The 13,956-nt window shown below is 71.3% G+C and carries 15 protein-coding genes; all 15 read right to left on the bottom strand.

Annotated features, from left to right (window positions below; genetic code table 11):
- Window positions 1-3: 3 nt before the first annotated feature.
- The gene (locus Acor_RS27345; RefSeq protein WP_155339632.1) at window positions 4-1,635 is read right to left on the bottom strand and encodes a phage tail protein; all 1,632 of its coding nucleotides are present in this window, start codon (window positions 1,633-1,635) and stop codon (window positions 4-6) included.
- Window positions 1,632-3,770 (bottom strand): putative baseplate assembly protein, encoded by a 2,139-nt coding sequence (locus Acor_RS27350; RefSeq protein WP_155339633.1) that lies wholly within the window; start codon window positions 3,768-3,770, stop codon window positions 1,632-1,634. The genes Acor_RS27345 and Acor_RS27350 overlap by 4 nt, the downstream gene beginning before the upstream one ends.
- Window positions 3,767-4,156: a GPW/gp25 family protein gene (locus tag Acor_RS27355; protein WP_155339634.1), complete on the bottom strand. Its 390-nt coding sequence runs from the start codon at window positions 4,154-4,156 to the stop codon at window positions 3,767-3,769. Before Acor_RS27355 ends, Acor_RS27350 begins: the two co-directional genes overlap by 4 nt.
- The gene (locus Acor_RS27360; protein WP_155339635.1) at window positions 4,153-4,500 is read right to left on the bottom strand and encodes a hypothetical protein; all 348 of its coding nucleotides are present in this window, start codon (window positions 4,498-4,500) and stop codon (window positions 4,153-4,155) included. Before Acor_RS27360 ends, Acor_RS27355 begins: the two co-directional genes overlap by 4 nt.
- Complete coding sequence (locus tag Acor_RS27365) at window positions 4,497-6,134, bottom strand: phage baseplate assembly protein V (protein ID WP_155339636.1); 1,638 nt, start codon at window positions 6,132-6,134, stop codon at window positions 4,497-4,499. Before Acor_RS27365 ends, Acor_RS27360 begins: the two co-directional genes overlap by 4 nt.
- Window positions 6,131-6,847 (bottom strand): CIS tube protein, encoded by a 717-nt coding sequence (locus Acor_RS27370; RefSeq protein ID WP_155339637.1) that lies wholly within the window; start codon window positions 6,845-6,847, stop codon window positions 6,131-6,133. The genes Acor_RS27365 and Acor_RS27370 overlap by 4 nt, the downstream gene beginning before the upstream one ends.
- A gap of 1 nt (window position 6,848) precedes the next feature.
- Entirely contained in the window at window positions 6,849-7,760 is a 912-nt protein-coding gene (locus Acor_RS27375; protein WP_155339638.1) for an eCIS core domain-containing protein, read from the bottom strand.
- A complete protein-coding gene (locus Acor_RS42375; protein ID WP_170317106.1) occupies window positions 7,757-7,909 on the bottom strand; it encodes a DUF6760 family protein in 153 nt (50 codons plus the stop codon). Before Acor_RS42375 ends, Acor_RS27375 begins: the two co-directional genes overlap by 4 nt.
- The gene (locus Acor_RS27380) at window positions 7,906-8,274 is read right to left on the bottom strand and encodes a hypothetical protein (RefSeq protein ID WP_218034513.1); all 369 of its coding nucleotides are present in this window, start codon (window positions 8,272-8,274) and stop codon (window positions 7,906-7,908) included. Before Acor_RS27380 ends, Acor_RS42375 begins: the two co-directional genes overlap by 4 nt.
- Window positions 8,271-8,705 carry a phage tail protein gene (locus Acor_RS27385; protein WP_155339639.1) on the bottom strand — a complete coding sequence of 145 codons (435 nt, stop codon included), beginning with the start codon at window positions 8,703-8,705 and terminating at the stop codon, window positions 8,271-8,273. The genes Acor_RS27380 and Acor_RS27385 overlap by 4 nt, the downstream gene beginning before the upstream one ends.
- Window positions 8,706-8,710: 5 nt before the next feature.
- Window positions 8,711-9,850, bottom strand: a complete 1,140-nt coding sequence (locus Acor_RS27390; protein WP_155339640.1) for a phage tail sheath family protein — start codon at window positions 9,848-9,850, stop codon at window positions 8,711-8,713.
- Window positions 9,851-9,867: 17 nt separating this feature from the next.
- Window positions 9,868-10,449, bottom strand: a complete 582-nt coding sequence (locus tag Acor_RS27395; RefSeq protein ID WP_155339641.1) for a Pvc16 family protein — start codon at window positions 10,447-10,449, stop codon at window positions 9,868-9,870.
- Complete coding sequence (locus tag Acor_RS27400) at window positions 10,449-12,242, bottom strand: ATP-binding protein (RefSeq protein WP_155339642.1); 1,794 nt, start codon at window positions 12,240-12,242, stop codon at window positions 10,449-10,451. Before Acor_RS27400 ends, Acor_RS27395 begins: the two co-directional genes overlap by 1 nt.
- 179 nt (window positions 12,243-12,421) lie before the next feature.
- Window positions 12,422-13,639: an acyltransferase family protein gene (locus Acor_RS27405; protein WP_155339643.1), complete on the bottom strand. Its 1,218-nt coding sequence runs from the start codon at window positions 13,637-13,639 to the stop codon at window positions 12,422-12,424.
- Between the two features lie 79 nt (window positions 13,640-13,718).
- Entirely contained in the window at window positions 13,719-13,952 is a 234-nt protein-coding gene (locus tag Acor_RS27410) for a hypothetical protein (protein ID WP_155339644.1), read from the bottom strand.
- Between the last annotated feature and the right edge of the window lie 4 nt (window positions 13,953-13,956).

Here is a 13,956-nt window from a genome sequence, read left to right on the forward strand (position 1 = left end):
CTCCTAGACTGCGGTGATCAGGTTCCAGATGGTGTGGGCGGGCTTCTGTGCGTCGACGATGCCGCGGATGTCGCCGACCACCTGGACCAGGGCTCGGTGCCGCTCGTCCGGATCCTCGGGCAGCCGGTCGGCGGTGAAGTGCAGGACGACGTTGAACAGATGCGGCTGGACTCGGCACCAGTAGGGCTCGTGGCCCGCCACGTCGGTGGGGGTGGTCGGCTGGCCGGGGTCGCAGACGATCAGCCGGTCGCCGACGGCCACCATCCCGGTCGGGTAGACGAACTGGCCCCGCTCGGTGATCTGGACCGCCTTGCCGGCGGCCGGATCGACCCGCAGCACGCAGGCGTCGCGGGAGACCGGTCCGATGAACGGGTCGGTGGTCGACGGCGCGAACGGCTTCAGCCCCACGTCCAGGACGTACAGCTCTCCGTCGCGGCCACGGGCGATGCCGGTCGGCGCGGTGAGCGGCGCGGACAGGACCGGGGTGACCGTCCACGGTGTCGCGGCGCGGACCACCCGCAGCAGGCCGCCGGGCAGGTCGGCGGGGCCGGTCGGCTCCTGCGGCCCGCCGTCCCCGATGAGCAGGCTGCCGTCCCGTTCGGCGAACAGCGACAGCGGCTCCTGGACGGCAGGTAGGGCCGTCCGGGTGGTCGCGACCGGGTCGAACCTGACGGTGATGATCTTCGGTCCGTTGGCGGTGCCCGCTCCGCTGCCCCGGTCGAGCACCAGCAGGTCGCCGTTGCCGGGGTCGACGGTCATCGCCACCGGGTCGAAGGCGGTGCCGGCGGCCGACAGGGTGGCCACCTCAGTGGCCGTCGCCCGGAACGGGGCGGGCAGCGCGTACAGCTTCCCCGGCCGGTCGAGCACGTACAGGGTCTCGGGACGCGCGCCTCTGGCCGGGACCACCGCCACCGCGACGATCCTGGTCGGCTGGACGGGCAGCGCCACCGGGGCCGGCAGCGGTGGCCGTCCGGCCTGGTCGGGCCCGCCGCCCGCGTCCAGACGCCAGACCCGGCCGCGCACGCCGACCGGGCTGGCGGCGGGGAGTCCGAGGTCTCCGGCGAAGAGCGTGCCGTCCGAGGCGGTGGCGATCGTCCACGGCCGGGTCACCCCCTCGGCGTGGACCTTCGTCCCGATCACGACGGGCCCTTGGGTGACCAGCCCGGACACCAGGGCGGGTACGCCGGGCCGGGGCACGGTCAGGGCCAGCAGCCGGGCGCCGGTGTCGAGGGCGACCCTCGGCCGGATCCGGCCCGCGGCGTACAGGTCGAGGTAGCGGGTGAGCCCGCCATGGCGTCCCCGCCACCGGTAGACGCCGGCGATCTGCCCGGTCACCCGGCGCCGCTGCGCGACGTCCCAGTGGTATTCGCCCTGCAACGTGGGGAAGCGCAGCGCGACCCAGGACGCCAGCCACGGCAGCATCTCCTCGGGCGTGGTGCGCGGGTCGAACAGCCGGGGGACCGCGGCCACCTGGCGGGCGAGCGCCTCCTTGGGCAGCGGCACCCCGTCGTCGATCCCGGTCAGCACCTTCTCGAAGATCCGCAGCATGGCGCCGAGCGAGAACTCCGGGGGTTCGGGCTCGTCCTGCCACAGGACCGGGGGCAGATGGCGCAGGTAGCCGCTCTTGTCGCTCATCGCGGCGACCTGATGGTCGTGATCTGCTGGGTCGCGGCCGCGCAGATCAACTCGTAGTCGGCCACCCGGACCGACGCCCCGTTGGGGGACAGGTCGAACGGCCGCTCCTTGAGCATGTCGAGGGCCTGGCCGGGGGCGGGCGGATCGACGTAGGCGGGCAGATCGGGCCGGATCAGCAGCTCGGCCAGGTAGCCGACGTCGGGCGGCGGCGCGATCGCCCGGAACAGGTCGGAGCTGAACACCGCCTGGCCGACCTGCCAGCCGCGCCCGGCGGGGCCGCCCCGGGTGGGGTGCAGGAACTCCTGGATCCGGCGCAGCGTCTCGGCCTTCACCTGCGCCTCGACGACACCGGCGTCGATCGCCTGCTGCCAGATCGTCACGGTGACCGTGGTGATGACGGGCAGATAGCGCGGGCCGACGACGTTCAGCTTGGCCGTCAGTTCGCGCCGCGGCTCCAGGTAGGCGCTGACCCGCTGGATCTGCTCGGCGGTCGGGACCGGCCGGGCTACCTGGTCCTGGTCCGAGACGATTATCAGGAACACCGACCCGGGCGCCCGGGTCAGCCCGCCGTACGACCACGGATCGCCCTTGGCCCAGCGTCCGGCGCTGGGCTCCTCATGGATCCGGGGGCCGAGGCAGCGCCGGATGACGTGGCCGCCCGCTTCCTCGGCGAGGAACTCGTAGTCCTCGGCTGTCACGGCGCGGTCCCGTGACTTCAGCTCCTGCGGTGCGCGGGCCAGCGCCTGCTCGATCGGCTCCTCGTCGGCGCCGTCCTCGCCGGGGCCGAGATTGGTGACCGTCGCGATGCCGAGCGGCATGGAGCCGTCGGGGGTGGATCCACGCACCGTCACCTGGCCCGCCGCGACGTTCCCCGCCGCGCCGGTCCCGACGTACCGGTAGCGCAGCGCCCTGATCTCGCTGCCCGCCGGGGGGATCGTGCCGTGCCCCAGCCGGCCCGACCCGGTCTGCGCGTCGAAGGAGCCGAAGTGGATCTCACCGGTCGCCGGGTCGGCCCGGTAGAGGTTCCCGGGGCCGGGCGGCAGTTCCTCGACCCGGTTCCAGTCCTGCCACACCGCCGGGGTGCCGGTGCCCACCTGCACGGCCAGGTCCGGGTACGGATCGTCGAGGTCGGGCCGGCGGGCCAGCGGGCGATGGGGCAGCGCGAACACCTGGCCGGGCAGTCCGGTGCTGGTGCCGAGCCGCGCGGGGGCGCGGATGGTCAGCGCCGTCGTGGCCGGGGCGGCGTTGAACAGCAGCCGGTTCAGTCCCACTCCTGCGGCCACCGTGCCCTTGTTGGTGACCGTCACCCCCAGCCAGAACAACGCGTCGGGGACGGCGTCCTGCGGGGTCCTCGGGGTGACGCTCGGCCAGCCGGACTGGGCGGACCAGTCAGCCGGCGGGGTCAGCCGGAGCATGCCGTCGTGAGTGAGGCCGCCGGTGCCGTCGGCCGCGCCGGGCACCGCGGTCCAGCCGAGCGGCGGGGTGGTCGAGCGGGAGCAGACGAGCGTCACGGCGAGCGGGGCGTCCGCACCCTGGAACAGGCGCAGGCCCAGCGTCATCGGGTCGGCCACCTTGCGGTCGAACCCCAGGCAGAGCAGGAGGCTCTGCCCGGCGGGGACGTTCAGCGTCTCGGGCGCCGAGGGCTGGCCCGTCAGCGGGGCCGACAGATTGACGTACGTGGCCGAGACGGCGTCCTTCGGATACGGCCCGGCCAGCACCGCCGCCTTGAGCATCGTCGGCAGGACGGTGACCGCCTCGTCGGTCTCGAAGACCACCGGTTCTGTCCCGCCCTGGGTCTGCGCCTGCGTCCCGGCCGGGACGATCACGGGTGCCCCCGCGCCCGCGGAGAAGGTGAGGTAGGTACGGGCGGGCACGGCGGGCCGCAGGGTGATGCCCAGCAGCCCGAGGAAGGCGAGATAGTTCTTGTCCGGCACCTGGTTGAGCCGGTAGATGATGCCCTCGGCCAGCCAGGCGAACAGCTCGATGAGCGAGATGCCGAGATCGCTGGGGTTGTGGTCGGTCCACTGCGGCGCATACGTCGGGATGAGCGCGCGCATCTGGTCGACGAGGTCCTGCCAGGTCCGGTCGTCCAGATTCGGCGGCAGGATCCTCCCGCGTTCTGAGTCGAAGCTCATCGACCGCCCTCCAGGTAGAACGGATAGACGAGGTTGTGCGTCTCCCGGGTGGCGCGCAGCTCGTAGCGGATCGCGATGTCCAGCCGGCCACCGGAGTTGTCGCTGGTGACCGTGACGTCGAGAAGCTCGATGCGCGGCTCCCAGCGGGCCAGCGCCTCGGTGACGTAGTAACGGGCCAGGTCGGCGGTGGCGCCGTTGTTGGGCGCGAAGGCGAGGCTGCGCAGGTTCGTGCCGAAGGTCGGGCGCATCACCCGCTCGCCGTGCTGGGTGCCGAGGATGATCCGGATCGACTCGGCGACCTTGGCGGCCCCGGCGGACTGGCCGATTCCGGCGTTGTCGAGCCGCAGCGGGTGGGCCGCGCCCCGGCCGTGGAACTGCTCGGTCACCGCGCCCCCAGCTTCGTCTGGTTCGCCTGGGCCGTCAGCGTGCCCATGACGGTGAGGATGACGCCGCTGGTGGAACCCTTGAGGCCGGCAAGGAGCACCGACAGGCCGGAAGCCTTCAGTTTCAGCGCCTTGCCCGTGATCGGCGGGACGATCGAGGAGCAGGGGATGTCGTTCTGCGGGTCCTTCTTCAGGCAGCCGGTGATCGAACCCAGGCCCGGCTCGACCAGGACCGGCTTGCCGGAGACCTTGAGTTTCGCGGTGCTGGACAGGGTCACGGTGCCGGCGGGCACGGCCGGTGGCGGGTGCGTGCAGTTGACGGCCGAGCCGGTGGTGAGCACCTTCACGAGACGTTCACCTCCGTCGCGGTCATCTCGATCTTCGTGGTCCCCGCGGCGGCCTCCAGCGTGAGCTTGCCCAGCGCCTTGATCGTGAGGTCGCCGAGGGAGCTGATGGTGATCGCACCGGTGGCCGAGTCGAATTCGATCGAGCTGCCCATGGCGTCCTTGACGGTGAGCTTCCCGACGCCCGGGGTGTCGTCGAAGGTGATGGTGTGCCCGGCCTTGCTCTTGAGCACCCGTCTGCTGTTGGTGCCGTCGAGGTTCGAGGCGGGCGGGAGGGCGTTGGCGTTCCACAGGCTGCCCAGCACGTACGGCTGGGACAGGTCGCCGTGCTCGAAACCCACCAGCACCTGGTCGCCGGGTTCCGGCAGCGCGTAGAAGCCCATGTCGCCGCCGGTCATGGCGGCGGCGACCGGCGCCCAGGTGGTGGTGAAGGAGTCCGACAGCCCGGGAAAGGACACCTTCACCTTGCCGGTCGGGATCTCGGGCGGCACCGACCGCAGCTCGTCGTTGTTCTCGACCGTGCCGACGACCACCCCGTAGAACTTGGTCGCCTCGTTGGGCGACGGCTCCTCGACGATCTTCTTGCGCAGCATCCCGAGGAGGCTGGAATGCCCGCGCTGGCTGATCGAGAACTCGGTGCTGAGCCCGCTGCCGCTCAGCCGGTGGGTGACCTTGCGGACCCGGTAGGCGCCGGAGAACCGCCGGCCCACCCCGCGGATCTCCAGATAGTCGCCGGCCCGCAGGGACGGCAGCCCGGCGCACGACCCCGACCCCTCGTACAGGCCCTCCAGGAGGTTGGCCAGCAGCGATCGGGCCAGCACCATCGCGTCCAGCGGGTTGTCGACGGTCTGCTGCCTGATCCCCTTGCGGGCCAGCGACGTCAGCAGGTCGAGCGCCGTGTCGCCCAGCCGTTCGACCAGGTCGGCGGGGTCGAACTCGGTGGCGACGACGGTCGCCGTGATGGCCTGGGCGAGTTCCTGGTTGTAGCCGCGGATCTCCTGCAGCCCGGCGAGCCCGGCCGCCGAGATCCTCGGCTCGAACGACCTGAGGTTGACGCCCCACTCCAGGACGTGCGCGGCGGTCTTCGGCCGGGGGAACTGGAAGTGCAGCCGGTCCCACTCCACATAGACGTCGAAGTGGTAGCGGGCGGCCAGCGTCTTCAGGAACGCGAAGTCGCTCTCCACCTGGATGACCTTCGGTTTCAGGCCGGGGGTCGGGTCCACGACCGGGATCAGTCCGTTCATCACCGCGATCCGCGCGGCGATGAGGCTGTCGTTGAGGAAGTTGTACTCGGTCGGCGCGGGCTGGCCGCGGCGCATCTTGTAGGACTTGTCGTAGCCGGTGACGCGGATCGTGGGCGGGCCGTCCGAGGGGAAGGACGGCTCGATGGCGGCGATCTCGCCGAGGAAGGCGGGGGACAGCTCGGTGCCGTAGCCGAGATGGATCTCCACGGTCTTGCCCGGGTCCAGCAGCGCGGAGTCCAGCAGGGTGTTGTCGGCGTTGTATAGCAGCAGGCTGAAGGAGCCCGCCAGATCCAGATCGGTCTCGACGGTGACGGACAGGACCTGGGCGGCCAGGTCGGCGGCCATCGTGAGCCCGGAGATGCGGACCTCGCACCGCGGCGCGAACGTGTTCACGGGCGTCCCCCAGGGATGACGAGCCGGGTGCCGGGCGGAACGTCGAACGGGTCGAGGACGCGGTTGGCGTCGGCGATCCGCCGCCACTGACCGGGATCGCCGAGATAGGCGGCGGCGATCGAGCTCAGGGTCTCGCCGAGCACGGTCAGATGGACGGTGGCGTCCCGGCCGGTGACCGCCGCGGCCGCGAGATCGGCGACCGCGGTGACGGTCGGCGAGCCGGCGAACAGACCGTGCCGGATCTCCACCGCGACCTCGGCGTACTCCTGCAGGCGCACCGACATCGTCGAACGCACCGGGGTGCCGTCCCGCAGGAACATCGTGTACCGCTGGCCCGCCTCCACCAGCACGCACCGGAGCTGCACCTGGCCGAGGGAGAACAGCAGGACGGGCGGGGCCATAGTCTGCCGCCTGCGGTCCAGGAGGGCGACGATCGGCCCGGTGAAGGCGCGCACGTCCTGGCCGGACTCGTAGGTGTCGAAGAACAGTTCCATCGACAGGGTCCGCGCCTTGCCCCGGATGTACTGGATCGGCGGGGTGTCGAGCCCGGGGATCCCGACCTCGGCGAAAGTGTTGCCCTGCTCGAACTTCAGCTCGTCGGGGTTGTACATCACCCGGTGGGCGGTCCCGGTGGTCGTGTCGATCAGCGTGGCCTTGGCCAGCTCGCTTCCGGCCCGACGGGTGGCCGGGCGGTCGGATCCGGGCAGCGCCATCTCACCCTCCTCGTTCGAACTCGGACCTGAGCTGCCGCATCAGGTCGGAGACCAGGTCATGGCGGAGCTGCTCCAGGTCGACCGGCGGCGGGGGCGTCGCGAGGTCGCGGCCGACGCCGGCGGCCATCGGCGCCGGACCGGCCTGCGGCCCGGGCGGCCGGGGAACCGGACCGGCGGGGACATCGGGAACGGCCGGGCCGATCACGAAGCCCGGCCCGGCCGTTCCGGCCAGCCTGGTCGCGTTCTCCACCGCGAGCGCGTGGTCGTCCGCGCCGTGCGAGGCGGTCGCCGGGGGTCCCGGAGTGTACGGCGGCTGCCCGGCCTCGCTCGGACCGTCCTGCCGGGCGCCGGGCGGTGGCCACCCGGGGGGCGCGGGGCCGGGCCAGGAGGTGAAGGCGCGTTCGGCCGGGCTTTCGGGGGACGCGATCTCGGGTGGCGCCGCGCGGCCGGAGGGGCCGGTTCCGTACGGTGCCGGGCGGGGCGAGGAGAGCCAGTCGGTGACGTGTGCCGCCTCGTGGGCGATCAGGCCGAGGCCCGCCGGTTCCTCGGGGTGGAAGCGGTCGTCGCGGAAGTAGACGTCGGCCCCGAGCGTGACCGCGTCCGCGCGGTGCCGCCGCGCCAGCGCATCGGCGGCCCCTCCGACATGGGGCCGCAGCGTGTCGGCCCCCGGTCCCGCCAGGTCGCGGATCCGGCCGCGCACCTCGGGGGAGAGCGGCGCGGCGTCCCTGGCGTCGGCATGGTCCTGGTGGGCGAGGTCGGGTTCGACCCGGTCGAACCGGCCGGCCAGCGGCGCGTCCAGCGCGGCGGCCCGGTTCAGGGCGGGCAGCAGCGCGCTCTCCCAGGGGAAGCTCGTGACATGCCGCGCGGCCAGCCGCCGTCCGGCCAGGTCGAGCCGCTCGCCGAGCGTCTTCATCGCGCCTCCCGCGTCTGGTCGAGCACCTCACGCACCCACCGGCGGCGGGAGGCGTGGTCGAGGTCGAGCACTTCGCTGAGGGTCCAGTGCACATGCCGTCCGAGAAAGGCCACCTCCTGGCGGACCCGGTCCAGGGGGTAGCCGGTCATCCCCCCAGCAGCGGCACCTCCGCCTCGTGCGATCGCTCGCAGTGCGGGCACGTCACGGTGACGGTGTGCGGTGTCAGGCCGTTGACCCGGTTGTAGAGGTCCTGAAGGTAGGCCAGATCCTCGGAGAACAGGCCCTCGATCACCCCGGCGTTGACCTCGGGCAGCCCGCCGAGCTTGACCACGACCCTGGCCAGCAGGATGACGATCAGATAGGCGGGCCAGTTGCGGACCCGAGGGTCCTTCAGCGGGTACAGCTCGTCGGCGGCCGTCGCCAGCCGCATCACCCCGACCCGGTGCAGGGTGCCCTCGGCGTCGACATAGCCCTTGGGCAGTTCGAACTCGATCTCGGTGACCAGCACGCTCACACCCGGCTGAGCTTCTCGAGGGTGAGCACCAGGGTCTCGATCGCGATGTCGTTGCCCTTGGCCGAGTACGCCGCGCCCTCCCACTTCGACGGCCACGCGCCGGTGAAGTTCCACCGCGCGACCTCCCTGCTCCCGGCCAGGTCGAAGACGACGACGGAGCCGCTCTTACGGACCACGTTCCCGTCGATGATCTGCTGCCGCCACTCCCACAGCACCTGCGAGTCGGTGAGCCCCCACTTGAGCGTGATGTCGGAGTAGCTGGTACGGCCGGGCATCTTGAGGATGGTCGTGACGCCGCCCTCGGGGTTCTCGATGACCTCGGTCGTCGAGCCGAGGCCGCTGCACTCGACGAAGCTGCCGACGGCGAGCCCCTCGATCTCGACGAGGAAGTTGAAGTTGCGGTACGGATCGACCCGCTGTCCTGGGGGCATGGCTCCTACCCTTCGCTGACGGTCGTGCCGCCGTCCCAGAGGCCGATCTGCAGCACGATGAACTCGGCGGGCCGGGTCGGCGCCACCCCGATCTCGATGACGACCTGGCCCTTCGCCTGGATGTCAGGCGGGTTCAGCTCTTCGGTGATCTTGACGTAGAAGGCCTCCTTGGCGCTGGCGCCGAACAGCGCCCCCGCCTCCCAGACCCGGGTGAGGAAGTCGGTGATCGACCGTTCCAGGCCCTTCCAGAGGGCGATGTTGTTGGGGGCGAACACCGCCCAGCGCACGCCTTCGCGGATCGAGTCCTCGATGTAGCAGACCAGCCGCCGGACGTTGACGTACTGCCAGGGCACGCTGTCGGTCAGCGTCCGCGCGCCCCAGACCAGCGGGGGACCGCCGGGGAAGCGGCGGATGGCGTTGATCTTGTTGTGGTTGAGCACGCCCTGCTCGACATCGTTGAGCAGGTAGTCCAGGTCGACCGCGCCGCGGATCATCTCGTTGGCGGGGGCCCGGTGCACCCCGACCTTGTCGTCGCAGCGGACCATGATCCCCGCGACATGGCCGGACGGCGGGACCGAGATCTTGCTCGCGGGGTCGTCCGGGTCGAGGATCACGATCCACGGCCAGTACAGCGCGCCGAACCCGTTCGCGGACTTGAGGGCGCTCCGCTGTTTCTGCAGCGCGCCCGTAGGAGTGATCGGGGTCTTGTCGGGCGCGCCGTCGAGGATCGCGATGCGGTCGCCCATCGTGTCGCAGTGCGTGAGGACCTTGGCCTGGACCGCCGGGTCGATGACCCCGGGCAGGCACACCAGGCTGATGTCGGGGAGCCGGGTGAGCTGGTCGAGCGCGCCGTCGAGCCCGGCGACCGGATCCTTGACCGGCACGATGTAGGCCAGGCCGCCGCCGTTGTCGTAGAACCCGCGCACCGCGTAGGGCAGCTGGAGCCCGCTCTTGTAGTCGTCGAAGGCCGAGGTGTAGGCGGTCCACGTGGTGACCGGGACGGGCAGGCCGAGCTGGGCGTCGGCGGGGAGCCTGGTGGTGGTGCCGATGAACGCCGCGACGGAGGTTCCGGCCCCGGTGATCGGCCCGGCCGGCGTGACCTCCTCGACGTAGACCCCGGGGGCCTTGGTCTCGTAGTCGACCATGGTCTGCTCCTTAGCGCTCAGGGGTGTTCGAGAACGGTCTTGACGATGACGCCGGTGTGCGTCCGGAACTGCTCGGTCTGGTCGAAGGGATCGGCCGCTACGGTGACGGTCAGCGAGAAGGCCGGCCTCGGCGCGATGCCGAGCGCGCTCCAGAAGTGCCCCATCTGCTGGCCCTCCCGGGTCTGCGCGACCGTGGCAGGGACGGGGTAGGGCTGGTTCTGCAGCACGCCCCTGAGGAAGCGGGTCTCCAGGGTCGGGAACCGGGCCAGCCAGACCAGCGCGGCGCCGAGCAACTGGTGCTCCTCGGCGGTCTTCAGCGCGGCCGACTGGGTGGACCAGGCGGTGAGCAGGTAGACGCAGTCGATCCGGATCGACGGCAACCGGCTGGTGTAGGTGGTGCCGGACAGCTCCATGACCCGGGCGTCGTCGCGGAGCTCCCGGTTCTCGCTGAGTTCGTGCAGGAACAGGTTCAGCGTCGCGTGCGCGGGCTGGAAGTTCCGGTCGGGCGTGTCGAAGGCGATCTGGGCGCCGCGCAGCTGCTGGGGCGCGGCGGGGTCCTGGAGCATGGCGCCGATCGTGGCGTCGAGGTCCTGGAACATCAGCCCGTCCCGCCGGGAAGAACCAGGCCCATCTTCTGGTGCTCGCGAGCGGCGGCGGCCCGCAGGTCCCCGGCCCCGACCGGACGGCCCGCGGCCGCGGCGAGGAACGCCGCCCGGAGGGCGATGTTCCGGATGCCGCCACCGGACAGCTGGTAGGCGCGGGCGAACTCGCTCAGGTCGAGCCCCTCCTCGCGTGGAGTACGCGGCGGCAGCGCCCGCTCCCAGAGTCCGCGCCGTTCCTCCTCCCCGGGCAGCGGGAAGTCGATGAGGAAGGTCAGCCTGCGGGTGAAGGCGGGATCGAGATGCTGCCGCAGGTTGGTGGCGAGCAGGGCCACCCCCTCGTACCGTTCCATCCGCTGCAGAAGGTAGGAGATCTGGATGTTGGCGTAGCGATCGTGTGCGTCCCGGACCTCGGAACGTTTGCCGAACAGCGCGTCGGCCTCGTCGAACAGCAGAACGGCGTCGGTGCCGGCCGCCTCGGTGAAGATCCGCTCCAGGTTCTTCTCGGTCTCCCCGACGTACTTGGAGAGCATCCGGGACAGTTCGACGGTGTAGAGATCGAGTCCCAGCCGTGCCGCGACCACCTCGGCGGCGAGGGTCTTCCCCGTTCCCGGCGGCCCGCTGAACAGCGCGGTGGTGCCGCGTCCGTAGCCGATCCGCTCAGCGAACCCCCATTCCTGCCAGACCTTCCGCTGATGGATCACGTGATCGCACAGCTCTTCCAGCTGTGCCAGCGCGTCATCGGGCAGCACCAGGTCGTCCCAGGTCCGGGTCGGCTCCGTCCGCCGCGCCAGTGCGCCCAACCCGTGCCCGGTCTGTGCCCGGGCGGCGGCGAACAGCCCGTCCCGGACCACGACGCCCGGGTCGGACGCGGCGACGGCGGCGACGGCCGCGGCGATCTGGCCGGGGCCGAAGGTGAAGCGGGCGGCCAGTTCCCGGGCGTGGGCCGGGTCAAGGCCCGCCTCGGAGAGGCGGGCGGTCCAGACGCGGTGACGGACCTCGTAGCCGGGACGGGTGAAGGAGACCTCGTGGACGCCGAGCGTGGGCGCTCCGGGCGGGGCCGTCCACGGGACGGCGCCGCTGAGGATCACGATGCCCGGATGGGCCGGGAGTCCGGTCAACGGCGGGCCGGGGGCGGTGACGTAGAGGAGCGCGCCCTGAAGGGTGGCCTCGCGGAGGGCGCGGGCCATCGTGTCGGGGGTCGGGAGGTCGTACAGAGTGAGCAGGGGTGCGCCAAGCTCGGCCGCCAGAGCCCTGGCGGTGGTGCCACGGCCCGAGTCGGCCGGGCCGTGGAAGTGCAGGACGAGCGGCCGGTACGGCCAGGCGGCGCGGACGGTGTCCAGCAGGGCGACGCGGCGCGCCTCGGCGAGCGGAACGGCGTCCCAGGATCTCGGGGACGCCGCGGTGAGCGTGCAGCAGCCGGACAGCCGCCGGTCGAGACCGCTTTCGCCGAGGAGGACGTCGACGATCTGGTCGTCGAGCGCGAGGCGATGGGCGACGAGTGGCGGCCGGATCGCCCCGGGATCCTGGACGAGCACGAGAAGGCGCTCGGCCAGCAGCGGGCCTTGGACGCGGAAATCTGACCGGGTGGCGCCGGGGATTCGGGTGAGAGCGTCGCCGACGGTCGGTCGCTCGCCTCCGAACTCGGCTTCGAGCGCCAGCGCGATGATTCCGAGTTCGGTGTCGGACAGGCCGTAGGTGTCACGCAGCCAGCTGCGGCCTTCGGCGGTGGCCGTACCTAATACGGCCCTACCGGCAAGAGGAAATCGAACAGCTGGTGCGGTATCCGACACGTGTGCCCCCGTGTTCAACATCCCCGTGCCCGCCATCGTAAGAATCGGGTCAGGAACCGTCAATGGGCCGCTTGTCCAGCGCTGGTAAGGAGATATCAAGCTCTTCAAGAACTTCTCGAATATTTGTCGCTAACGTCCTATTCCCTTAATTAAGCAAGCAAGGGAAATATCTACGACTTTTAGTCACGCATGCCGAACAGGAACCGGGTCGGCCGGGTGCGGCGCACCAGCAGGTCGTACGCGGCGACGGTCAGGGCGAGCGAGGCGCCGGCGATCGCGAGGTACTTGACGACCATCGGCGCGTCCCAGCCGACCACGCCGTACGCGACGCCGACGACGATCGGCTGGTGCAGGATGTACAGCGGCAGCACGGCGGGGGCTAGGTAGCCGTACAGCCGTTTCCCCAGGCCGCCCTGCGGATCCGGTGTTCGGGTCCGTGCCGCTCGGCGGTCCAGCAGGCCCAGGATCGCGACCACGCAGCACCATCCCGCCGCGCCGTACAGGACGCGGACGCCGATCGCGAGCGCGGTCATGTCGGTGAAGGGATCCGCGCCCGGCGTCCCGCTCATGGCCAGGGCGGTCGGCATGCCGATGGCCAGGAGGAGCACGGCGGTGGCGAGGGCGAGGGTCGCGTCGCGGCGCATCGCCGTCCGGAATCGTTCGTCGGCGGCGAGGACGAATCCGTACAGGAAGAAGAGCAGGTACGCCCAGCGGCTCCAGCCCGCGTAGGCCTCCTCCATGCCGTGAAGCGCGGTGACCAGCGCGATCGGGAGGGCAGGCAGCAGCAGCACCGCCCCGCGCCGCTGGACGGCGACGGCCAGCCGGTCGCGGATCCGGCGACCGCGGTCGCGGGGCAGCCAGCGGAGCACCAGGGCGAGCAGCAGCGCGTACGCGAGCAGCATCACCACGAACCACAGGTGGCCGCTCTCGAAGTGCTTGCCCTGCACGATGAACGGGAAGCTGGACAGCTCCAGGCGAACGTCGAAGAATCGCGGCAGGAACCGCAGGTACGACTCGTGGTAGGCGGGGTCGGCCCGCAGCCGGAGCCACTGCGGCACCGGGATGATCGTGACTGTCGCGAAGAGCAGCGGGACGCCGAGCCGCAGCAGCCGCTCCGTCGCGAATCCGGCCGCGCCACGCCTGCGCAGCGAGTGCCACGCGCCGAGGCCGGCGATGAGGAAGAGCGTCGGCATCGCCCACACCGCGCCCAGCCCGGCCGCGATCATGGTCGCGTCGGTGGTCTCGGCGTTCTTCACGTAGTAGTCGTCGTGCGCGTCGAACACCAGCGCCGAATGGAAGAGCACCAGCCCGACCACCACGAGCGCACGAATCGCGTCCAGTTCGGTCCGCCGCTCCGGGCGGCCCACGTGAGCCGACTCGACGTGCGCGTCTGTCATCTGGCCTCCGCCATGGTGTGTGACAAGCCCAGTCTGAGCTTTCCCGGCGCTGTCGGCCAGATCTTGCTACCAGCGCATGTCACCGCCCGTAGGCGGTGGCCACGGCGGTGAGCGCCCAGCGCATGCGGCTGGCGAAAGACTCGGGATGGTCACCGGCCTCCTGGGCGACGAAGGCGGCACACCCCGCGGCGTCGCCGTCGCAGGAGCACAGCCTGTCGTCGATGGCCGTCCGGATCTTGTCGGGCGAGAGGTCGTCTGAGGGCTGCAGCGGGGATGTGAACAACACCTGGGCCAGGTCTGATGTGGTCAACATGCCT

The sequence above is a fragment of the Acrocarpospora corrugata genome, assembly GCF_009687845.1.
In the GTDB taxonomy this organism is placed as follows: Bacteria; Actinomycetota; Actinomycetes; order Streptosporangiales; family Streptosporangiaceae; genus Acrocarpospora; species Acrocarpospora corrugata.

Excerpts from the sequence above, each read along its gene's own strand:
- Acor_RS27385 (WP_155339639.1), bottom strand. The coding sequence starts at position 8,705 with ATGCCCCCAGGACAGCGGGTCGATCCGTACCGCAACTTCAACTTCCTC.
- Acor_RS27410 (WP_155339644.1), bottom strand. The coding sequence starts at position 13,952 with ATGTTGACCACATCAGACCTGGCCCAGGTGTTGTTCACATCCCCGCTG.
- Acor_RS27375 (WP_155339638.1), bottom strand. The coding sequence starts at position 7,760 with ATGAAGACGCTCGGCGAGCGGCTCGACCTGGCCGGACGGCGGCTGGCC.
- Acor_RS27405 (WP_155339643.1), bottom strand. The coding sequence starts at position 13,639 with ATGACAGACGCGCACGTCGAGTCGGCTCACGTGGGCCGCCCGGAGCGG.
- Acor_RS27350 (WP_155339633.1), bottom strand. The coding sequence starts at position 3,770 with ATGAGCTTCGACTCAGAACGCGGGAGGATCCTGCCGCCGAATCTGGAC.
- Acor_RS42375 (WP_170317106.1), bottom strand. The coding sequence starts at position 7,909 with ATGACCGGCTACCCCCTGGACCGGGTCCGCCAGGAGGTGGCCTTTCTC.
- Acor_RS27395 (WP_155339641.1), bottom strand. The coding sequence starts at position 10,449 with ATGTTCCAGGACCTCGACGCCACGATCGGCGCCATGCTCCAGGACCCC.
- Acor_RS27345 (WP_155339632.1), bottom strand. The coding sequence starts at position 1,635 with ATGAGCGACAAGAGCGGCTACCTGCGCCATCTGCCCCCGGTCCTGTGG.
- Acor_RS27370 (WP_155339637.1), bottom strand. The coding sequence starts at position 6,847 with ATGGCGCTGCCCGGATCCGACCGCCCGGCCACCCGTCGGGCCGGAAGC.
- Acor_RS27390 (WP_155339640.1), bottom strand. The coding sequence starts at position 9,850 with ATGGTCGACTACGAGACCAAGGCCCCCGGGGTCTACGTCGAGGAGGTC.